Source organism: Nostoc sp. LEGE 12454, from assembly GCF_056620565.1.
Genome location: NZ_JBWQXL010000001.1, coordinates 166,966 through 190,023, shown reverse-complemented (window position 1 = coordinate 190,023; position 23,058 = coordinate 166,966). Strand labels below are relative to the sequence as shown.

Below are 23,058 nucleotides of genomic sequence, written 5' to 3'. Positions count from 1 at the left end.
TGATTTTATCCTCTTTAATCAGTCTATTGATGAGATGAATTCTATGGCAATGGTTCTAGATAAAGTAGTTCCTTTTGGGAGGTCAATGGATGAATATATAAAAATATTCAATTTAACAAATGCAGATTTAAATAGAAGAATTATTGGGATTGGAGATGGCCCAGCAAGCTTTAATGCAGAAATGACACGTCAAGGTAAAAGTGTAGTTTCTGTTGATCCACTCTACCAATTTTCTGGCGATGAGATATTGCAAAGATTTAATGAAGTGGTAGATAACATCATTAACCAAGTCAAGGCTACATCGAATGATTGGGTATGGAGTTATCATAAATCTCCAGATGATTTGCGACACAATAGAGTGAAAGTTATTCGAGAATTTCTGTCTGATTATGAAATTGGCAAAAAAACCAACAGATACACAGTCGGTGAATTGCCAAAATTGGCATTTAATAATCAAGAATTTGATATAGCCCTTTGTTCACATTTATTGTTTTTATATTCAGACCATCTCGATTACAATTTTCACTTAGATTCTATAGGTGAGATGCTGCGTATTGCTAAAGAAGTCAGAATATTTCCCCTGATAACTTTAATGTGGAAGCATTCACAACATTTAGATAAAATAGTAAAATATTACACTTCAAAAGGTTACAAGGTAGATATTGAAAAGGTTGAATACGAACTACAGCCTGGTGGAAATCGAATGTTGAAGATAACTAGAAATGTTATATAATTCGTAATTAGTAATGCTTCTTTTCTAATTTTAGTGCTATGATCGCACTTATCACTACATATAGGCTATCGCCAAATTCTCTATGTTGATGTACATAAGAGGTAGCCCATAATAAATATTATTAGCATCTGTGTTTTAACTATTTATAAAAGAATATGGCACTATTTTTCAGCAAGACGCTTCATCGCTTTGGTGAAGGTAAGGAACCCCCGAAATCTCCGCAGTCCCAATCAGCTCCATCAATCCAGTCATCATCCTCAGCATCGCACAACAACATATATGCAAGTAACAAGGTATTGATAAATCGCTTTACAGGAATTTTCCAATGTTTAGCCATCTTGTCTAATTGCACTTTTGTTATTGAATTCGATGATGTAAAACATTGCAGCACATCATCATGCCTACAAGTCCATCCAGAAATGAATTTATCAAAATAAGGTTTATATTTCTCTGTTGGATGAGGTTTTTTAAAGTTAGTAAAGCGAACTTCTTTAAAAAAGTCTAGTTTTAGACCAGCAACAAGCCCATCAGAATCTTTAGCATCAATATAATAATAAAGTGAAGTACCTTGACCATTAAAACTGCGAACAGCACGAATAATTCTGGGAGTGACGAAATTATCTCCCTCGAAATCTGCAAGAACATCCTTTATTGCCATGACGTGCTGCTCAACGGTTGGGTTAAAGCACCACCCACCGTCCGAGTAAATTTGATCTCTGCAATTAAAGAGCTAGTTACAAAAACCCTGGCGATCGCAGAATTGGAAATCCGTAAACTCCGCCACGATCCCACTGATTTAGTCGTTCGGGCTGTGCAACCAGCTTTATGGCTGCTAATTTTTGGGCAAGTTTTCGCCCGGACTCGCGCGATTCCAACAGGCGACTTACCCTATTTGGACTTCATTTCTGCTGGCATCTTGGCTCAGAGTATTTTGTTTGTGGCAATTTTCAGTGGTGGAATGACGCTAATCTGGGAGCGAGATTTAGGAATTGTACATAAATTTTTAGCTAGTCCTACACCCCGTGTAGCGATGGTGTTGGGCAAAGGTCTAGCATGTGGGGTACGGTGCTTATCTCAGGTAATATTCATTTACGGATTGTCATTTTTATTAGGTGTCAAACTAAATCTTCATCCCCTAGCTATTCTCCAAGTACTGCTGCTAGTCATAATGGGGGCGGGAACATTTTGTATTTTTTCATTAATTATTGGCTGTTTGGTGAAAAGCCGAGAAAGGATGACGGGTATTGGACAATTGTTAACCATGCCCTTATTTTTTGCTAGCAATGCCATCTATCCGATCTCGTTGATGCCCAATTGGTTAAAGTTCGTTTCCCATTTAAATCCGTTGACTTATCTGGTTGACGGCTTACGTAGCAGCATGCTGTTAAACGGCACTAGCATCTATGGCTTTGGTCTGGATTGTACAATTCTCTTATTCACATTAATAATTTTGGCCATCCTTGGTGGAAAACTTTATCCACGGGTAGCCATGTAACTAGGAGAACAACAAGCCCATGACCTTGGATAAACCTAATCAAGGTGCAACTTCCGAAGAATGTGCCGCTAGAGTAATGGAAACAGTTCCATTAGTGATGCGGTTTATCCGAGCGGATATGCGTGCCCATAGTGCCGCTTTTTTATCTATACCTCAGTTGCGATCGCTAGCATTTATCAACCGGAATCCTGGTGCTTCATTATCTGACTTAGCAGAGCATTTAGGTGTCACCTCTGCCACGGCATCAGCAACCATAGAACGCTTGGTACAACGCGACTTCGTGAAACGGATTGCTCATCCTCAAGAGCGGCGGCGGGTGCTGCTCAATTTAACTGAAGATGGAAAACACCATCTTAAGCAATCCCAAGATCAAACTCGCGCTCATATTACCGACTTGCTGAAAGGTCTTTCAGAAGACCAAATTTCCAACATTGAAGAAGGCTTAACTCTACTAAAAAATGTCTTCGAGAAAACAGAACTCAAAGCCCCATAACTTTGAGGTTGCACAACACGATCCTTTTGCAGCCTTTAAGTTTCGAGACTATCGGCTATTTACCATTGGACGGCTGGTGCTGTTCATAGGGTCGCAAATGCAAACTGTAGCGATTGGCTGGGAACTCTATGAGCGGACTAACTCAGCGATCGCTTTAGGTGGTGTAGGACTGGCGCAAGTCCTACCGATGATTATTCTCACCCTAATTGCCGGAGATGTTGCCGATCGCCGCGATCGCAAAGTGACCATGTTACTCTCGGTAATGCTGCTAGCTCTCTGCTCACTAGCTTTAGCAGTACTTTCCTATACTCAGGGTGCAATTTTTCTAATTTACGCCTGCTTGGTATTAACAGGTGTAGCGAGAGCATTCCTCAAACCTGCCAGTGATGCTCTGATGTGGCAGTTGATACCTGTCAGTGCGTTTACGAATGCAGCTACTTGGAATAGTAGTAGCTTTCAGTTAGCCGCAGTCATAGGCCCAGCCTTCGGAGGATTTGGGATTGCGCTGTTGGGAAGTGCTACAGGAGTTTATGTGTTAGCAGCGATCGCAGCTTTACTGTGTTTTATTTTAACGCTGGCGATCAAAGAGCAAAAAACTATTCGCTCAACCGAGCCAATTTCATTTAAAGCACTTGCAGCTGGTGCTAAATTTGTTTGGCAGAATCAGTTGATTTTAGCAGCGATTACATTAGATATGTTTGCAGTATTGTTGGGTGGTGCGATCGCGCTCCTCCCAATCTTTGCCAAAGATATTTTACATGTGGGGCCAGTAGAATTGGGATATCTACAAGCAGCCCATTCCATCGGTGCTTTGACTATGGCGATTACCCTAGCGTATTTACCACCGTTACGCAAAGCAGGTCCAGCCTTATTGTGGTCAGTGGTTGGCTTTGGAGTTGTCACAATTATCTTTGGACTTTCTCGTTCCTTTTGGCTGTCTATGTTGATGCTGATCCTTGGTGGTGCATTAGATAGTATTAGCGTTGTGATTCGCCACACATTAGTTCAAATCAGAACACCGGATAATTTGCGTGGTCGGGTTGCTGCTATTAATAGCGTGTTTATTAGTGCCTCGAATGAATTAGGCGGCTTTGAGTCCGGCTTGACTGCTGCTTTATTTGGCCCGGTAATTTCCGTTGTGGGTGGTGGAATTGGCACAATTGTAGTAGTGATTGCTACGGCAATGATTTGGCCAGGAATTCGTAAGTTAGGAGCTTTGCAAGAGTATAAATAAATTTAAAATGGCAGTATTAGATGATGGAGTTATATCCACTACTAAGTCTTCCATAGATAATAAAAATCCCACCCTATGCAAAGGATGGGATTTTTGTTTAGTGGAAGTTGCATATTGCTTAATTAAGAGGTAGACAAACCCAGAGTTTTAGGATTATGTCTAACTTAAATTTACCAATTGCCATACTAAGCAGTTGGGCTACCACCAATATTTGGTACACTGCCTCCGTTTGGAATACCAAAGTTAGAAGGGTTGAAGCTACCTTCAGCTGGAATACCATACTTAGAAGGGTCGAAGCTATCAGCCGTTGGAATGCCAGAGCTACCTAAACTAAAGCTGCCTTCTTTTGGAATACCATACTTAGAAGGGTCGAAGCTATCAGCCGTTGGGATGCCATACTTAGCAGGATCGAAGCTGCCTTCTTTGGGAATTCCATACTTATCAAAATCGAAGCTGTCAGCCGTTGGGATGCCAAAAGCGCCTCCAGGTGCGAAAGGATCGCTCAGGTTGCTACCCTGACCACCACCATTAACGGTATTACCAAAAACAGAATTTGAATCAGATGCCATTAGAGTTAATTCTCCTATTAGGATATAAATTTTGCTTCATTAATAAATATCAAAAAGTACAACGAAGCTTCATGTGTAGCTTTTTTATTGTTTTTTGAATTACTAATTTTGAGCTTTTTGGAATAAATGACAGAGTATTTTTATGAATTTTACTAACTCTAAAAAACACTTATAATTAATGCTATTTACATAAAAAATATATAAAAAATCACCGATCTATACAATGAAAAATCTTTAGATGCTTATGTCAAATTTTTAGATACTTTTTCTATTGAAATTTGCAGGGTAAACTCATTGAAATTTGTATAGATCGGACTTGACAAATGGGCTTCATGAGTAGAAAGACTATAATGCTGTATTTGATTGAAAATTTCAAAGAACAGATTGCTCGTATACTTGAAAAATTACCTAGAGTGGGAGGGCAACAAAGCTGTTCCTTGCCTGCTAAGTACAGCGTCTCGCTCAGAAGAATACAAAGAGACAAGCTACGTAGTACCTTTCATCAGGAATAAAAGGAAGAGATAAGTTAGGAATTATTCGACGCAAGTTTAGAGACAGTTAGTATTCTTAGTTACTATAATTGCCTTGCGGGTGTTTGAGATTAGCTCAAAGCATTTGAGTATAATAGTAGATATAAACATAAACCCTGTTTTTAAGAGCTGATTTGTAAAGAAAATCTTAAGAGTACTCACCTCATTACTAGGTCTAAGTTTCAGCAAATAAGTGCTGTATTGACTTAAATTACTGCAACCCTTATTAGACAAGTACTTTACTTGAGTTTACAAATTAGCTCTAAGCCTCAATTTTGAATAAATACTATAAATTGTTTTTATAGGTAAGCATTATGAACAATAACCTTTCATTAGATCCTAGAAAAGGTTTTAACTTAGCCGAAACTTCAATGAATAAGGAGTCGCCTTTTGTAGAAAATGATGGATTACTATTGTATAAAGATGGGTGCAAGACTCCAGAATTTCTAAACTCATCTTTTTGCATACATCTATTTGGTGAACGAGTTATCGTAGATCACTATGTAGTGTTGTTTCCTGATTCAGAAGCTCTTACAGACTATGCTAAAGCTCTGATTAACTATAATGCTAAAATTACTGAAGGGCCAGGAAAATGGCCTGATGATTTTTGTCCTGAGCAAAACCTATTGCCTGAAGATGCTAGCATGTACTTTCTCTCAGCATTAATGCCGTCAGGCATGATTTTGGTACTGCTTGCGCCTAACGCACCAGATGAACAGATTGCTAGCTTATTCCAGGAGCAAGGTTTTAATACTGTCCATCACGTTGCCATTCTTGTTGATGAGATCTATACAGCAGCAGAAGTATGGCAGAAAAAAGGTTTTATTCCTCTGTCTCTAACTCCTCAAGAAGATGATTCCTTGTGCCAATGGTTTTTCCGCAATTGGGCAGGGCAAATTATAGAGCTAATCTGTCGGCGATGTATGGGCAAAGAGACTTTTTCCTGTGAAAATATTGCTGGTTTACGCCTTTCAGAATTGGCAGCCTAAATTTATAATTCGTAATTCGTAATTCGTAATTCGTAATTATTTGGTCAATTATGCTTTCCACGACGGTGATTAGCAGCTTGTAATAATAGAGATTCTGCAAAAGCGATCGCATCAGTTGCAGATTTACCACCAGCCAACTGCGCTAGTTCTTCCCGACGGGTGTTTAAATTATCTAAGGTAGTAACTCTAACAACGGTACGCTGTTCGCCATTATCATTGTTGGCTTTTTTACCTTTGCCTTGATTGATAGTTTGCTTATCTACACGAAAATGCCGATCGGCCATTGCCGCAACTAAAGGTTGATGGGTAACACATAACACCTGGTTGCGTTGACTTAACTGATATAATTTTTCCGCGATCGCTTGGGCTACCCTTCCCGAAACCCCGACATCAATTTCATCAAATACCATTGTCCCAACCACGTCAACCTGAGAAAAACAAGCTTTTAAAGCCAGTAAAAAACGGCTCATTTCGCCACCAGAGGCAACTTCTGTTAAAGGTTGCAGTGGTTCTCCGGGGTTGGAACTAAATGTAAAGGTAATTTTGTCTGCTCCCATCGCAGTTGGGAAAGCTGGTAATATTTCAACCAGAAATTTCACCTTTTCCATCGCTAGGGGCTTGAGTTCAGCTATCAAACGTGATTCTAAATTAGCCGCCGCCTTACTCCGCAATTGAGTTAACTGATTACTTGCTTGGGTAAGTTTCTCAAAACACGCCTTTTCTTGCTGTTCCAGACTTTCGATAGATTGTTCGCTGTCGTTAAGTTGGGCTAATTCTGCTTGGATACGTTGGTAATAAGCGATCGCTTCTGTAAGTGTCGGCCCATACTTGCGGCAAATTTGCTTTAACTCCTGAATTCGTTCTTCCACCTCTTCCAAGCGCTGCGGATCGGCTTCCAAACCATCCCCATAAGCATTAATCTGCCTTCCCACTTCCATTACCGCAGCTTGCGCGTCCCGCACCAATTCCAACAGGTGTTGCAGCTGGGTATCATATTCCACCATGTCATTTAATATCGCCTCACTGTCTCCCAACAAATCACCTGCGGCGGGAGTTTCATGATCGTTTTGATACAAAGCTTGATAAACCTTGTAACTCATCTGTTGCAAATCGACGACATGATTTAGGCGTTCCCGTTCTTGTCCCAACTGTTCCAATTCATTAGTTTCGCTGAGATTGGCTGCTCCCAATTCCTGCACTTGATAAGTAAGCAAGTCGAGTTGTTGCAACCGTTCTCGTTCCGATGTCCGGCGTTTTTCTAGTGCTAAATGCGCCTGTTGGTAAGCACTGAAGCTCGTGGCCACCTTATGACGCTGTTGCATCAAGGAGTCGCCGCCATATAAATCTAGCCAGTCACGGACTTGTGCAGATTGTCCCACTTGTACAGTTTGACCTTGGGCGGTAATTTCCACCAAGCGATCGCGCATTCCTGCCATGATCTGCCTATTCACCAACACACCATTCACCCGCGATCGACTGCGGACATTACTAGCAGTGGCTGTGATTTCTCGGCTAATGACTACAGAATTTTCATCAAGCAAATCTATTTCTTGTTCAGTCAACCAAGCGGCTAGAGGAGCGTTTGAGGTGAAAGTAGCTTCTACCATCGCCCGACTTGTCCCCGTGCGAATGACTCTACTAGAGACTTTACCGCCCAAGGCGGCATCAATGGCATCCAAGATAATCGATTTTCCAGCGCCGGTTTCACCTGTTAACACATTTAGTCCCGCGCCAAATTCCAATTCCAGTTGGTCAATTAGGGCAAAGTTTTCAATTCGCAGGCAAAGCAACATCAAGCCAAATTCTCCATGAGGGCAGATGCCGGATACTTCCAACTTACAGGATAATAAGTCTCATCGTTGAGCAACTAGCAATACCTAATACTATTGAACTAGTATGCCCGTTTAAGTGTAGCAAACCACTGGGTACTGGCGACTGGGTAGGGAAAAGAATTTTTGAATCCTAATGCCCAATGCCTAATGGCCTATGTCCAATCCATCAACATATTGTTACAATACTTAATGTGATCGTTCTGACTGGTGGCCATTCTTCATGATTGTTAAGACACTTCCCCCTAGTTCCCGACCGATTCAGGAGGACAGTAGCAACGGCACAAATAGCCGAGGCGAACTGGACGTTATTGATATAGTGCCAGAAGATGGTACATCAAGCTTAGTTGTGCGCTCGCCAAGACTCTTAGCAGCCCAACAGTTGAGGACAACAGCCCAACCTGAGATTCTTTACGATCCCGTAGGCATAGCGGCGCATTACCAAAACAGAAAAATGCAAGTTTTGCGGCGGATTTTTGCCGTTTTGGGGCCAGCTCTATCCTTTGCTTTTGGGTTGTGGTCGGATAGTAAACGGGGAATTGTCGTCAAAAATGACCGCCGCCGAGCCACCCAGCTACGAGTATTGCTGACCCAACTGGGGCCTGCTTACATCAAAATTGGACAAGCTTTATCTACCAGACCGGATCTAGTTCCTCCCGTATACCTAGAAGAATTAACTAAGCTACAAGACCAATTACCGCCTTTTCCGAACGAACTTGCTTACCAGTTTATCAAAGAAGAATTAGGCGCACCTCCAGAAGAGGTTTACGCTGAACTCTCAGCCCATCCAATTGCTGCGGCTTCATTGGGGCAAGTTTATAAAGGTAAGCTAAAAACTGGTGAAGAAGTTGCTGTTAAAGTTCAACGCCCCGACTTAAGAGAGGGGATCACCATCGACTTGTATATCTTGCGTAACCTCGCCGCTTGGGTGCAGAAAAGGGTTAAACGGGTAAGAAGTGATTTAGTTGGGATTCTCGATGAATTAGGCGATCGCATCTTTGAAGAGATGGACTACATCCATGAGGGTGAAAACGCCGAACGATTTTTTGAGTTATACGGTCATATAAAAGACGTATACGTACCGAAAATTTACTGGGAATACACCAATCGTCGCGTCTTGACGATGGAGTGGATTAACGGCACTAAATTAACCCAGACAGAAGAAATTAGCGCCCAAGGTATAGATGCTCGTTATCTCATTGAAGTGGGTGTGCAGTGTTCCCTGCGCCAGCTGCTAGAGCATGGATTTTTCCATGCCGATCCCCACCCTGGTAATTTGTTAGCAACAACCGATGGTAAGTTAGCTTATCTCGACTTTGGGATGATGAGCGAGATTAAGCCACCACAGCGTTATGGTTTGATAGAAGCGATCGTTCACGTCGTCAACCGCGACTTTGAAGGATTAGCAAAAGACTACGTAAAGTTAGATTTCTTATCACCAGAAACCGATTTAACACCAATTATCCCAGCTTTTGCCAGAGTCTTTGCTGATGCTCAAGGAGCCAGCGTTGCCGAACTTAACATTAAAAGCATCACCGATGAACTATCAGCTTTGATGTATGAGTATCCTTTCCGCGTACCGCCCTACTACGCCTTAATTATTCGCTCCCTGGTGACACTGGAAGGTATTGCAATATATATAGATCCAAACTTTAAAGTCCTCAGCGAAGCTTATCCCTACGTTTCTAAACGCCTGTTAACAGATCCAGCACCGCAATTAAGAGCATCATTGCAAGATTTGCTATTTAAAGATGGCAGATTTCGCTGGAATCGCTTAGAAAACTTGTTAAAAAATGCGCGTAATAGTCAAGACTACGACTTTAACTTAGTGCTAAATCAGGGGATAGAATTTCTGTCATCTGAACGCGGTGCTTTTATTCGTGACAAGCTAGTAGATGAATCTGTTAACGGACTCGATGCTTTAGGTAAAAATGTTTTGCATAACTTTACCTCCTTGTTACGAGAACGGGTAGGATTGACAGCAGTTAATAAAACTCCAGCAGCTACAGTTGAGCAACAACAAACCTTGGAGCATATCAAACGTATATTAGGTATTCTCCGAGAAACAAGAGGCTTTGACCCAGTGCAACTTACATCCCAAATTGCTCAGTTATTGGTAAATTCAGATGTACAACGTTTAGGTCAACAAATTGCCAACCGCTTCACGCAGAAAGCTGTGGCCAGGTTGATTCGGCAATTATTGGCATCTTAGTAAAAGTTATGAGTTAAAAACTTTATTTAACTCATAAATCATTCATTCTAGCAACTATATAACCCAACTCTTCTAGCTTTTCTAAGACCTTAGTTGCACTTTGAGCAACGCTTTCCTGGTTAGTTTTGCATTCGACTTCAGGACAGAGTGGTATTTCATAAGGATCGTCAATACCAGTGAAGTGCTTAATTTCTCCTGCTCTTGCTTTTTTATATAACCCTTTTACGTCTCGCTGTTCACAAACTGCCAATGATGCGTTGACGTAAACTTCAATAAAAAATGGAGTCATTTGGCGCACTTTTTCCCGAATTTTGCGGTACGGTGAAATTGCCGAAACCAATACAATGACATTATTTCTAGCAAGAAGTTGAGCTACAAAGCCAATGCGCCGAATATTCTCCTCTCGATCCTCTTTACTGAAACCCAATCCTTTGCATAGGTTTTGACGTACCGCATCACCGTCCAGAACTTCAACTTTATATCCCTGTATCCGCAGTTCCTTCTCCACAAATTGACAGATAGTAGTTTTACCTGCACCACTCAGACCAGTGAACCATACTGTCACACCACACTCTTGTTGTCTCATCCTACTTTCGTCGTAAATTTTAAATGGCACACCAAAAAAGCTTTTTTAGGTAATTGTGGGTCAAATAGTAATTTTATTTTTATAATCCTTTTGTAGCAGCAATTTCAGCAATTGCAAGGTACTCTATGTCAACCTTGCGACTTTTACCGCTACTGATTTCAAGTGAAAAATCGCATAGTTATACGTATTTAGGCTAAATATTTAATACGAAGGATGGCGATGTATACGACGGGCTACATCTACGCATTTTCTCTACCATAACAACGCAATTTGCCCTCATAGTAACAAAACTTGTCGATTGAGTTTTTAAATTATTGAAGTTTTAACTAATTTTTACATTCAGTATATATACAGTTTATTTTTAAACAAAAAAGTCTTTATTATAACAGTAGATTACCAAACAATATTTACCGCTAGGACATTATAAAAAACTAAGTTCAAAATATTTGCAAAGTTAGATCCAGTGAAGCTTTATGGCGGCGCGACCTATTTTCTGGGGTCGATTCCTTTAGGTACTGTTTCTGGTACAAGCTTGTTTATTGACAATGATGGCACGCTTAGTGGTCTGTGTCATCAATTCTGAGAGTTTCGTAGTGAACGATTTCTCAGCCAATTTCAAGGGTTTTAGCCCTAACTACAAACTTTCACAACTCATCAAAACTAATGACATCAATCACTAGTACACTTTGGCATAAATTTGTTCACCTTTAATCAGTTGCTCAGAGCAACTTTTCTGCTTAATTGAGGTGATAGCTGGATTTACGCCATGCTTTACTAGTGCTTTGTGCCAGTAATTTTTGGGGTTCGTAGTTGGTAATTGACCGCTCAATTTTAAGGGCTATAGTCACTGAGTATATTTTGTATCTAACTAAGTCTAAAGTTCCTCAACAAAATTTGAAATTTAATTCAACTGATTTATGTTGTCCACTTTTCCTACTACTGCGCCAGAAGAGAATAACTTAATTCAATGTGATGCCGATGAGGGATTTATTTCCTGGCTAAGTCAAGCCGGAGGTTCAATTGCCATCAGCACCTACCAAGCTGGAAAACTGGCACTAGTAGGCTGGAATGGGGAACAGATAACCATGTTGTTACGCCAATTTTCTAAACCAATGGGATTGGCAGTGAATGGTTCACGACTGGCACTGGCTACCCATCACGAAGTCTGTTTATTAGCCAATGCCCCCGCTTTAGCTTATGAGTTTTTAGAAGACCAGCCCGGACGCTACGATGCCCTTTATCTGCCACGGATGACATATTTTACAGGCGACCTTAATATTCACGACCTGGAATTTGGCAGAGAAGGGCTGTGGATCGTCAATACCCGCTTTTCGTGTCTTTCTGCTTTGAGTCCAGACTTTAGCTTTGTACCGCGTTGGCATCCGAAATTTATTTCTGAAGTAGTGCCAGAAGACCGATGTCACCTGAATGGATTAGCGATGGTGGATGGCAAACCCAAGTATGTGACTGCCCTCGGTGCGACAGATACCGTTGGAGGATGGCGGTCGGGCAAAGCCAACGGTGGAGTCGTAGTGGAAGTAGAGAGCAATGAAATTATTATAAATGGATTATCAATGCCCCATTCCCCAATTTGGCATGACGGGTTTTTGTGGTTACTCAACTCTGGAGCAGGGGAAATATGGCGCATTCATCCAGAATCGGAAGACCAACAAGTAGTTTGTGTACTCCCTGGATTTCTGCGGGGGCTGTGCTGCGTAGGATATTACGCCCTAGTTGGACTATGCCAGATTCGGGAACGGCATATTTTCGGAGGGTTGCCCATAACCCAACGGTTTAAGCGGTTACTATGTGGCGTGGCAGTAGTGGATTTGCGAAATGGGCAACAGGTGGGAATGCTGAAGTTCACCGCAGGCTGTCAAGAACTTTATGATGTACAGTTTCTTGCTGGTGTGCAGCGTCCGATGGTTTTGAATCAAGAACGAAAAGAAATCCGCCAAGCATTTACTGCACCAGAGTTGAACTACTGGCTGCGACCGAGTGCAGTGATTCCTAATGAGTAAGAAATCTGTTTAATCAGGCCGTAATTGTTGAAATCAAATTTTTAGTTTTTTCAGAGGTTTTTTCATGACTGAATTCCAAGCTAATACCACCACCATTGGCAATCAATCTAACTCCACAGTAGCTATAGATGCAGGAGGTAACTTTATTATTTGCTGGCAAAGTGATGTTCAAGACGGGACTGAGATATATGCTCAACTCTACAACAGTGATGGGGAGCCTCAAGGGGCTGAATTCCATGTCAATACTTATACTACTGGTACTGTATATAACTCCATAGCAGTAGCGATGGATGCAACGGGGGACTTTGTAATTTCCTGGAATGGTTTTGATGAGGGCGGAACTAATGGGATATATGCCCGACGCTACACCAGTGATGGGGTGGCTGAAGGGGCTGAGTTTCAGGTAAATACCAACATCCCTAGCTTTCAAGCTAACCCCACAGTAGCGATGGATGCAACGGGGGACTTTGTAATTTCCTGGACTAGTTTTAATCAGGAAGGAACTAGCTATGAAATATATGCTAAAAGCTACAACAGTTCTGGGAATGCTCAAGGGGGCGAATTTCAGGTCAATACTACCATCGACAGCTTTCAATACAACCCTGCGGTAGCGATGGATGCAGATGGGGACTTCATCATTTCCTGGTCTAGTTTTGAGCAGGACGGGTCTAGGAATGGGATATATGCCCAACGCTACAACAGTGCTGGGGATGCTCAAGGGGATGAATTTCGAGTTAATATTGAGACAGCTAGCGATCAAGTTAACCCTACAGTAGCGATGGATGCAACGGGGGACTTTATCATTTCCTGGCAAAGCAATAATCAGGACGGATTTGGTTATGGAATATATGCCCGACGCTATAACAGTGCTGGGGATGCTCAAGGGGGTGAATTTCGGGTCAATACCGAGACAGCTAGCGATCAAGTTAACCCCACAGTAGCGATAGATACAGATGGGGACTTTATCATTTCCTGGCAAAGTAATAATCAGGATAATTCTGGATTTGGGATATATGCGCAACGCTACAACCGTTATGGTGTGGCTCAAGGGAGCGAATTTCAGGTCAATGCTTACACCCCCAACGATCAAAGTACTCCCACAGTAGCGATGAATGGAAAGGGAGACTTTGTGATTTCCTGGACTAGCTATGGTCAAGACGAGGCAATAGCCCAGGGTGAAGAAATAGATAATAAGGGGGGAATATATGCCCAACTATACAAAAGTGGCATTCCTCCGATAATCACCTCTACTTCTGTCTCTCCCTTGGCATACACTGAGAATGCCACTACAGCCATCGACTCAGCCATCACTGTCAGCGATGAGGATTCCCTCAACCTGGCTACTGCTACCGTCAGTATTACCAGTGGTTTCATCTCTAGTCAAGATACCCTCGCCTTCACCAACCAAAATGGGATTACGGGCAGCTACAACAACAGCACAGGGGTTTTAACTTTAACTGGCAGTTCTAGTGTTGCTAATTATCAAACTGCACTGCGTTCGGTTACTTACACCAACACCAGTGATAACCCCAGTCTCACGTCTCGTACCATCAGCTTTATAGTTAATGACGAGAATGTTAGTAGTAAAACCCTAACACGTGACATTAATATTACGGCGGTGAATGATGCGCCCGTTGCTACTGCCACCACCTCTCCTCTGCTGTACACCGAAAACGCCATTACAGCCATTGACTCAGGCATCATCGTCAGCGATGTAGACTCCCCTAACCTAGTTAGTGCCATTGTCAGGATTAGCGGTGGCTTTGTTTCTGCCGAAGACATACTCGCCTTTACTGAGCAAAATGGCATTACAGGCAGCTACAACAGCAGCACAGGTGTCTTAACTTTAACTGGCAGTTCTAGTGTTGCTAATTATCAAACTGCACTGCGTTCCATTACTTATACCAACAGTACTAATAGCCCCAGTCTCACACCTCGTACTGTCAGCTTTACGGTCAATGATGGAATTGATAATAGTACAGCTATTACCCGCACTATTAATTTTACGGCAGTGAATGATGCGCCCATTGCCACTGCCACTAACTCTGCCCTGGCATATACAGAGAACGCCACTACAGCCATCGACTCAGCCATCATCGTTAGTGATGTAGACTCCCCCAACCTGGTTAGTGCCACTATCAGCATTACCAGTGGTTTTGTCTCTGCTCAAGATACCCTCGCCTTTATCAATCAAAATGAGATTACAGGCAGCTATAACAGCAGCACAGGTGTCTTAACTTTAACTGGCAGTTCTAGTGCTGCTAATTATCAAACTGCACTACGTTCCATTACTTATACCAACAGCAGTGATAATCCCAGTCTCACACCTCGTACTGTCAGCTTTATAGTTAATGATGGGACTGTTAGTAGTACCGTCATTACCCGCAATATTAATATTACGGCGGTGAATGATGCTCCTGTCGCTGTTAACGACAGCATCACCACAAACAAAAACACACCTATTATCATTAACGCTACGACTCTGTTGAGCAATGATACAGATGCGGACAATGACGTATTGAGCATCACTAGCTTTACCCAACCTAGCCAAGGAAGCTTAGTTAAAAATCCTGATAGTACTTACACTTATACCCCTGTCCCAGACTATTATGGCTCCGACAGCTTCACTTATACCATAAGTGATGGGCAGGGTGGCAGCAGTACTGCCATTGTAAATTTGGCCATTAATCAATTCAATCTGATTAATGGTACTTCAGGTGCAGACAGCCTGAATGGTACAGCGATCATGGATATCATCTCAGGATTGCTGGGCAATGACACGCTCAACGGACTAGGTGATAACGACACACTTGATGGCAGCGATGGAAATGATTTCTTAGATGGTGGTACAGGTAACGATAGCCTCATTGGTGGTAAAGGCAATGACACTTATACTGTAGACACCATCGGCGACATTGTTGTTGAATCCGCCAGTGCAGGTACAGATTTAGTCAAGTCTTCGGTGAGTTGGGTATTGGGAAATAACCTGGAAAACTTGACTCTGACTGGAACCGATGCAATCAATGGTACTGGTAACAGCCTTAATAATATCCTGATTGGTAATACTGGTGCTAATAGCTTGAGCGGAGAAGGTGGCAATGATAGCCTCGTTGGTGGTGCAGGTAATGACATTTTGTTAGGTGGTACAGGCAATGACACCTTAGATGGAGGTTTAGGAGCTGATAGTCTTAATGGTGGAATCGGTAATGACACTTACATCGTAGACAACCTCAGCGATACTATTACTGAAGGCTTAAATGCAGGCACAGATTTAGTCAAGTCTTCGGTGAGTTTTGTGTTGACAGATAACGTAGAAAACTTGACTCTGACTGGAACCGACGCAATCAATGGTACTGGTAACAGCCTAAATAATATCCTGATTGGTAATACTGGTGCTAATAGCTTGAGCGGGGAAGATGGCAATGATAGCCTCGTTGGTGGTACAGGTAATGACACCTTGTTAGGTGGTGCAGGCAATGACACCTTGGATGGAGGTTTAGGAGCTGATAGCTTCAATGGTGGAGCAGGCAATGACATTTACATCGTAGATAATCTCGGCGATATTATTGTCGAAGGCTTAGATCTAGGCATAGATTTAGTTAAGTCTTCGGTGAGTTTTGTGTTGGCAGATAACGTAGAAAACTTGACCCTGACTGGAACCGGGGCAATAGATGGTACTGGTAACAGCCTTAATAACATCCTGATTGGAAATAGTGGTGCTAACAAGTTGAGTGGAGGAGATGGTGACGATAGCCTCTTTGGTAGTTCAGGTAATGATAGTTTGTCAAGCGGTGCAGGCGATGATACTTTGGATGGAGGTGTAGGAATTGATACTCTCAATGGTGGAGCCGGCAATGACACTTATATCGTAGATAATCTTGGCGATATTATTATTGCCGAAGGCTTAAATGGAGGCACAGATTTAGTCAAGTCTGCTGTAAATTGGGTATTAGAAGAGAACTTTGAGAACTTGACCCTGACTGGAAGTGGGGCAATCACTGGTACTGGTAACAGCCTTAATAACATCCTGATTGGAAATACTGGTGCTAATAGTTTGAGCGGAGGAGATGGTAACGATAGCCTCTTTGGTAATTCAGGCAATGACACTTTGTTGGGGGGTTCCGGCGATGACACCTTGGATGGAGGCGCAGGGATTGATAGTCTTAATGGTGGAGTTGGCAATGACATCTACACTGTAGACAACCTCGGCGATGTTATTGTTGAAGGCTTAAATGCAGGCACAGATTTAGTTAACTCTTCGGTAAATTGGGCGTTGGGAGATAACCTAGAGAACTTGACGCTGATTGGAACTGGGGCAATTACTGCTACAGGTAACAACCTTAATAACATCCTGTTTGGAAATACTGGTGCTAATACATTATCGGGAGGAGATGGTAACGATAGCCTTTTTGGTAATTCAGGCAATGACAGCTTGTTAGGCGGTGTAGGTAACGATAGCTTATTTGGTGGAATTGGTAAAGATATGCTGACTGGTGGAAATGGGCGAGATAGCTTATACCTGACAGATACTCGCACTGGAGGCTATGATACGATCGCTGATTTTACTGTTGGAGATGATACTATCTTCATTTCTAAAGCAGAATTTGGGCTAAACCAACCTCAAGATACGACGCTTGATTCGGGCTTGTTCCGACTTGGCACTAGTGCTACAAGCACAAGCGATCGCTTCATCTACGATCAAACTACGGGGAACTTATTCTTTGATAAAGATGGGATTGGTAGCGTTGCAAAAGTTCAGATAGCCCTGTTCTCAAATAAAGCAGTGCTTAGTAGTGCAAATATTACTGTGATTGCTTAACTAAAGCTAGCTATAGCTAGCATTAGTAAATTACCCAGTAAGAGACAAATCAACTCTTGCTGGGTAATTTGTCATAAATACACACTTGAGTGCAACATCACTGCAAACTTTTAACTTTCCTCTTGGGAATAACTATTTTTCTCGCGTTTGAGGCTTTCTTCTAAGGCTTGAATTTGTTCGCGTCTAGCTTCTAACTCTAAAGAACGCCTTGCTAAGTCTTGGTTTTGCAACGTCAGGGATTGTCGCCAATGTTCTGCTCGCTCGGCTTCGTGCTGCAAAAATTCCGGGGTAATACCGATAGTGAGGTAGTTTTGTACCAGATGCAGTACCCAGTTGGTGGCGTCTTCTAGTCTTTCTATGTCGCCTGTAGGGGAAAGTTCTACTAAAACAAGCAAGTTCTCACTCATCATCTTTCCCTTTCCCAGGAGAATAAAAGCCTCTTCGGGAATTATCGCCCACAAGTTATCAGCTTCTTGACGCGCCAACAAGCGTAACTGGTGCTGGTCTAAAAAATCGTTTTTACGCACCTGGGCTAGATATAGCATGAGAGTCGCTTTGCTCCAATTCAAAATTAAAAATTAAAAATTAAAAAAATTTAATAAAATAATAAGTCCCAGAATTGATATTTGGATCTTGTTAATTGGTAATGGGTAATTGAGAATTATTAACACTCCCATTACCCATTACAGTTATCCTAAGGGACGCAGGCTATGCCTACATTAACCCCTTGAGGCGATCGCGCAAAATTTCAGCTTGCTTCTGTGCTTCTGCTAAGGCATCACGCGCCCCCTGTACCACGTCGGGTCTAGCTCTATCTACGAAACTAGGATTGTTTAATCTGGTACTCAGGGATTGAACTTCTGCTTCAGCTTTACTCAAGCTTTTTTCTAGCTTGGCACGTACAGCTTCAATATCTACCACACCGCTTAGAGGAATTAGCACCTGTATTGTACCAATTACACCTGCGATCGCATTTTCTGCTTCTTGTGGTTGTTCTAACTCACTCTGCGGGAAAAATCGGCTCCATAACCTAAGTCTTGCTTGAGCAGTGAGTAAATTTTGGCTAACAAACCACGCTGTGTAACCAAAACCAACTAGTTCAAAGAAAGTTCCGACGATGGGAATGTCATCAATGGCATTTCCCGCAGCTAAACCCAATCTAGCAAAGACAATAGCCACGATAATTAAGCCAATTGTCTTCAAACCCCTCTGAGGTTTTTTCGCAGCAACAGTTTGGTTTTCTTGCTTGTCGGTAATGGTTAAAGTCTCAACCTTCGCCAAATCTTTAATATAAGACTGTCCAGCAGTGAGAATTTCCCGCTCTTTCTGGCTTTCAGTTTGCAAATTCGCTGTCACTTTTACCCCAGGCTTAATATCTGCCTCAGCTCGCAAATTCCGAATTATGCGGATAGTAGCAATGAGTAATTCAAACTGTTCTTCTAAAGCTGAATCAATTAGGCTTGCATCTACCTGAGGATATATTTGTAATGGTAAAGTTTGCGGGGAATCTGCTGGTTGTTGGGTGAGAGTTTGCCAAATTTCTTCGGTAATATGAGGCATCAACGGATGAAGCAGTTTTAAAATTCCTTCCAATATGTAGCCGAGAGTTTGCTGTGCTACCCGCCGCGATACTGGATCGGCATCTGCTTGCAATCTGGATTTCGCTAGTTCAATATACTGGTCGCAGAAATCACCCCAGATGAATTCGTAGAGTCCTTTTGCTGCTTCCCCTAAACCGTAATTATCGATGTAATTAGTGGTTTGTTTGATAACTTGATGATACCGCGAGATGATCCAGCGATCGCTCAATTCGGTGGCTACTGGGTTCCCCAATTGTTGCGGCGTTTGTCCATCCAAATTTATCATCACAAACCGGGCAGCATTCCACAACTTATTTGCAAAGTTGCGCGATGCCTCAACAGAAGCCGATTCATCCTTTTTGCGATCGTATTCTAAGCGGATATCTTGACCAGCGCCAGCCACTTCCCTAATTAAGGTATACCGCAGGGCATCAGTACCATATTTGTCAATTAATAACAATGGGTCAATCCCATTACCTTTGGTCTTTGACATCTTCTGGCCTTTTTCATCCAGCACCAAGCCGTGGATGTAAACCGTTTGGAAAGGCATTTGCTGCGTAAAATGCCCAGCCATCATAGTCATTCTCGCTACCCAGAAAAAGATGATGTCAAAGCCTGTCACCAAAGTAGTAGTCGGGTAGTAAGTCGCTAAATCTTGAGTTTGTTCCGGCCAGCCCAAGGTCGAAAATGGCCAGAGTCCAGAAGAGAACCAAGTATCTAGCACATCTGGGTCTTGTTCTAACTTGACATTTTCACCAAATTGTAATTTAGCTTTTTCCCAAGCTTCAGTTTCCGATTTTGCGACTACAAACGGCGTATTATCAGTAATTTGCCCATCCGTTTCACTGATAGCGTACCAAGCCGGAATTTGGTGTCCCCACCATAATTGGCGAGAGATACACCAATCAGTGAGTTTTACTAGCCAATCACGATAGACCTTTGTCCAGCGTTGGGGGACAAACTCTGGAGAAGTTTGCTGGTCGAGGAATTCGAGAGTGTTATCAGCTAGGGGGCGAATTTTGACGAACCACTGAGTCGAGAGGAGGGGTTCAATAGGTACTTTACCGCGATCGCTATAAGGAACGGTATGCTTATAATCTTCTATCTTCACCAAAAAGCCATCTGCTTCTAGGCGAGAAACCACATTTTTTCTAGCAACAAAGCGGTCTTGTCCTTGAAACTCCCCAGCATTGGCGTTGAGAGTGCCGTCTTTGTTCATAATGTTGATTAACGGCAGATTGTGACGCTTACCCATGTCAAAATCGTTCGGGTCATGGGCGGGAGTTATCTTCACGCAGCCTGTGCCGAAAGTGGGATCAACAAATTCATCGCCAATGATCGGAATTTCTCGTTGTAGAATTGGCAGAGTTACAGTTTTACCAATGAGATGTTTGTAGCGATCGTCATTGGGATTAACTGCTACAGCCGTATCACCCAGCATCGTTTCTGGTCGAGTTGTCGCCACCTCTACAAAACCGGAACCATCGGTGAGGGGATAGCGGAAGTGCCAGAGATTTCCATTCACCTCTTGATTTTCTACTTCTACATCAGACACCGCCGACTGAGAAGCGGGACACCAGTTAACTAAATATTCACCACGATAAATTAAGCCTTCCTCGTAGAGACGAGTAAATGCCTCGACAACAGCCTTAGATAAACCCTCATCAAGGGTAAACCTTTCCCGTGACCAGTCCACCGAGACACCCAAGCGTCGTAGCTGATTCAGAATCGTTCCCTCAGACTCCGCCTTCCATTGCCAAGCGCGTTCTAGGAACTTCTCGCGCCCCAATTCGTAGCGAGTCTTACCCTCTTTTTTGAGTTGCTTTTCCAGCATACTATGCACAGCAATGCTGGCGTGGTCAGTTCCGGGTAGCCATAGGGTATTGCGTCCCTGCATCCGGTGGTAGCGCACGAGGGTATCAATTAAGGCACTTTCAAAGGCGTGACCCATGTGTAAGCTGCCGGTGACATTTGGGGGGGGAATGACGATGCAGTAGGGTTCGCCGCCTTTGTTGGGGTCAGCTTTGTAAACTTGGTTGTCTTCCCAGAATTTTTGCCACTTGGCTTCGGTGGAAAAGGGGTCGTAGAGACTGGGGAGATTGGGAATGGTTGCGGTCATGCGGGAAAACTAAGGAAGGACTCTAATAAATTTTGCCACAGGGTTGGAGAGGGATTGATGGAAACGAACCGCCAAGACGCCAAGGACGCCAAGAGAAGTGAGCCAAGTGAGGAGGTGGATAGATTAGTTTACGCTGTGATTGGGGTGGCGATTGAGGTGCATAGGGTGTTGGGGCCAGGGTTTTTGGAGGAGGTGTATAAGGAGGCGCTAATTATAGAATTTTTCAGGTGCGGGATACCTCATGTGGTTGAGAAGGGGGTAATAGTGAATTACAAAGGACATGAAGTAGGCAAGGGGAGATTAGATTTTCTAGTTGCCAATTGTTTAATTGTGGAATTAAAAGCTGTTCAAAATTTAGCCCCAATCCACGAAGCTCAAGTCCTCTCATACCTTAAAATGACTAATTACCCCTTAGCCCTTCTCATCAACTTTAACGTCCCCCTTCTCAAAGACGGCATCAAACGCATCATCCTCTCTTAATCTTCCTTGGCGCACTTGGCGTCTTGGCGGTTCGTTCCTCAAATCCATGAAACACCTAACAACCTCCCCTTGGACATTCATCCCCACCTTATATTTCACTTCCGGCATACCTTACATCATCATCAACACAGTTTCCGTAATCTTTTACAAAAAACTCGGAATAGATAACACTCAAATTGCCCTGTGGACAAGTTTTCTCTATCTACCTTGGGTCATCAAAATGTTTTGGGCCCCAATTGTCGATACTTACTCTACCAAACGTCAATGGATACTTTATACCCAATTTGCCATGTTCTGCTGCTTGGGTTTGATAGCCATCTCCTTACAACTATCAAATTTCTTTTTCATCTCCCTCGCAACATTAACAATAGGAGCATTTATTTCTGCAACTTATGACATTGCTACCGATGGCTTTTATCTGTTGGCTTTATCTCCAGAACAACAAGCCTTCTTTGTTGGCATTCGCTCACTGTTTTATAGAATGGCTGTTATCTTCGGTTCAGGAATATTAGTAGTCTTAGCAGGTCAGCTTGAAGTATCACTCAATAATATTCCTTTAAGTTGGACTCTAGCTATTGGCTTCTCAGCTTTAATTTTAGCAATCCTGCTTATTTCTCATCGTCTATTTTTACCCTTACCTGAGTCAGATAATAAACAACAGCTACAGGCTACAGAAACAATCCCTTTTTGGTCTATCATTAGCTCATATTTTGCTCAAGATAAAATTATAAGCATTTTAGCATTTATCTTGCTCTACAGGCTTGGCGAAGCAATGCTTGTCAAGATAGCCTCTTTATTTTTATTGGACAAACCAGAAGTAGGTGGTTTAGGGCTATCAACGTCAGATGTCGGATTAGTCTACGGTACATTTGGGATAATATCCCTAATCTGTGGAGGAATTTTAGGAGGTTTACTAATTTCTAAATATGGATTGAAAAAATGTCTCTTTCCTATGGCTCTAGCATTGAATTTACCTGATGTATTTTATGTATATATGGCTTACACGAAGCCTTCACTAACATTAGTATATCCCTTGGTTTCCTTGGAGCAATTTGGGTATGGTTTTGGATTTACAGCTTTTAGTGTTTATTTAATGTATATTTGCCAAGGCGAATATAAAACTTCTCATTTTGCCATATCTACTGGCATTATGGCTTTAGGAATGATGTTACCCGGATTAGTTAGCGGTTATTTACAAAAAGAACTTAGTTATCCGCTATTTTTTATCTTGGTTTGTTTGCTCACAATTCCTGGGATGATTGCTATATTTTTTATTCCTTTAAAAGAAGAAGTAAAGCGTCAAAATAGTTAATATTGTTACAATTTAATAGCAATTATAAATGAGTTATGAAAAATATAATTATAATCG

16 protein-coding genes are annotated in these 23,058 nt (G+C 42.4%); 10 read left to right on the top strand and 6 right to left on the bottom strand.

The features are described from left to right. Positions 1-43: 43 nt before the first annotated feature. Positions 44-733 (top strand): SAM-dependent methyltransferase, encoded by a 690-nt coding sequence (locus AC1F2U_RS00820; RefSeq protein WP_480259412.1) that lies wholly within the window; start codon positions 44-46, stop codon positions 731-733. Positions 734-914: 181 nt separating this feature from the next. Here the strand turns inward: AC1F2U_RS00820 and AC1F2U_RS00815 are convergent, their stop codons facing one another. After that, positions 915-1,391 carry a hypothetical protein gene (locus AC1F2U_RS00815; RefSeq protein ID WP_480259411.1) on the bottom strand — a complete coding sequence of 159 codons (477 nt, stop codon included), beginning with the start codon at positions 1,389-1,391 and terminating at the stop codon, positions 915-917. Between the two features lie 6 nt (positions 1,392-1,397). Between AC1F2U_RS00815 and AC1F2U_RS00810 the strand changes: the two genes are divergently transcribed. Genes AC1F2U_RS00810 through AC1F2U_RS00800 form a run of 3 tightly spaced genes read left to right on the top strand, consistent with a single transcriptional unit; the run spans position 1,398 to position 3,955 of the window. Further along, a complete protein-coding gene (locus AC1F2U_RS00810; RefSeq protein ID WP_480259634.1) occupies positions 1,398-2,228 on the top strand; it encodes an ABC transporter permease in 831 nt (276 codons plus the stop codon). Positions 2,229-2,247: 19 nt separating this feature from the next. After that, positions 2,248-2,721, top strand: coding sequence for a MarR family winged helix-turn-helix transcriptional regulator (locus AC1F2U_RS00805; RefSeq protein ID WP_012410989.1), 474 nt, complete (start codon positions 2,248-2,250; stop codon positions 2,719-2,721). After that, positions 2,687-3,955 (top strand): MFS transporter, encoded by a 1,269-nt coding sequence (locus AC1F2U_RS00800; RefSeq protein ID WP_480259410.1) that lies wholly within the window; start codon positions 2,687-2,689, stop codon positions 3,953-3,955. Before AC1F2U_RS00805 ends, AC1F2U_RS00800 begins: the two co-directional genes overlap by 35 nt. Positions 3,956-4,140: 185 nt before the next feature. Here the strand turns inward: AC1F2U_RS00800 and AC1F2U_RS00795 are convergent, their stop codons facing one another. After that, entirely contained in the window at positions 4,141-4,524 is a 384-nt protein-coding gene (locus AC1F2U_RS00795) for a hypothetical protein (RefSeq protein ID WP_480259409.1), read from the bottom strand. An 844-nt stretch (positions 4,525-5,368) separates the two neighbouring features. On the opposite strand from AC1F2U_RS00795, the gene AC1F2U_RS00790 reads away from it, so the two are divergent. Beyond that, entirely contained in the window at positions 5,369-6,043 is a 675-nt protein-coding gene (locus AC1F2U_RS00790; RefSeq protein WP_480259408.1) for a hypothetical protein, read from the top strand. A 44-nt stretch (positions 6,044-6,087) separates the two neighbouring features. Here the strand turns inward: AC1F2U_RS00790 and recN are convergent, their stop codons facing one another. Then, positions 6,088-7,836: a DNA repair protein RecN gene (recN, locus tag AC1F2U_RS00785; RefSeq protein ID WP_480259407.1), complete on the bottom strand. Its 1,749-nt coding sequence runs from the start codon at positions 7,834-7,836 to the stop codon at positions 6,088-6,090. A gap of 259 nt (positions 7,837-8,095) precedes the next feature. Between recN and AC1F2U_RS00780 the strand changes: the two genes are divergently transcribed. After that, positions 8,096-10,084, top strand: coding sequence for an ABC1 kinase family protein (locus tag AC1F2U_RS00780; RefSeq protein WP_480259406.1), 1,989 nt, complete (start codon positions 8,096-8,098; stop codon positions 10,082-10,084). 31 nt (positions 10,085-10,115) lie between these two features. Here AC1F2U_RS00780 and cysC read toward each other — a convergent pair whose 3' ends face one another. After that, on the bottom strand, positions 10,116-10,688 hold the full coding sequence (gene cysC, locus AC1F2U_RS00775) for an adenylyl-sulfate kinase (protein ID WP_480259633.1): 573 nt from the start codon (positions 10,686-10,688) through the stop codon (positions 10,116-10,118). 899 nt (positions 10,689-11,587) lie between these two features. Here cysC and AC1F2U_RS00770 point away from each other — a divergent pair. Together AC1F2U_RS00770 and AC1F2U_RS00765 are read left to right on the top strand one after the other, a co-directional pair. Beyond that, positions 11,588-12,691, top strand: coding sequence for a TIGR03032 family protein (locus AC1F2U_RS00770; protein WP_480259405.1), 1,104 nt, complete (start codon positions 11,588-11,590; stop codon positions 12,689-12,691). A gap of 64 nt (positions 12,692-12,755) precedes the next feature. Next, entirely contained in the window at positions 12,756-17,510 is a 4,755-nt protein-coding gene (locus AC1F2U_RS00765) for a beta strand repeat-containing protein (protein ID WP_480259404.1), read from the top strand. A 110-nt stretch (positions 17,511-17,620) separates the two neighbouring features. Here AC1F2U_RS00765 and AC1F2U_RS00760 read toward each other — a convergent pair whose 3' ends face one another. Together AC1F2U_RS00760 and AC1F2U_RS00755 are read right to left on the bottom strand one after the other, a co-directional pair. Further along, positions 17,621-18,055, bottom strand: coding sequence for a hypothetical protein (locus AC1F2U_RS00760; protein WP_480259403.1), 435 nt, complete (start codon positions 18,053-18,055; stop codon positions 17,621-17,623). 169 nt (positions 18,056-18,224) lie between these two features. Beyond that, on the bottom strand, positions 18,225-21,209 hold the full coding sequence (locus tag AC1F2U_RS00755; protein WP_480259402.1) for a valine--tRNA ligase: 2,985 nt from the start codon (positions 21,207-21,209) through the stop codon (positions 18,225-18,227). Positions 21,210-21,266: 57 nt separating this feature from the next. On the opposite strand from AC1F2U_RS00755, the gene AC1F2U_RS00750 reads away from it, so the two are divergent. Together AC1F2U_RS00750 and AC1F2U_RS00745 are read left to right on the top strand one after the other, a co-directional pair. Further along, positions 21,267-21,689, top strand: a complete 423-nt coding sequence (locus tag AC1F2U_RS00750) for a GxxExxY protein (protein WP_480259401.1) — start codon at positions 21,267-21,269, stop codon at positions 21,687-21,689. 46 nt (positions 21,690-21,735) lie between these two features. Further along, entirely contained in the window at positions 21,736-23,001 is a 1,266-nt protein-coding gene (locus AC1F2U_RS00745) for an MFS transporter (protein WP_480259400.1), read from the top strand. The last annotated feature ends 57 nt before the right edge of the window (positions 23,002-23,058 follow it).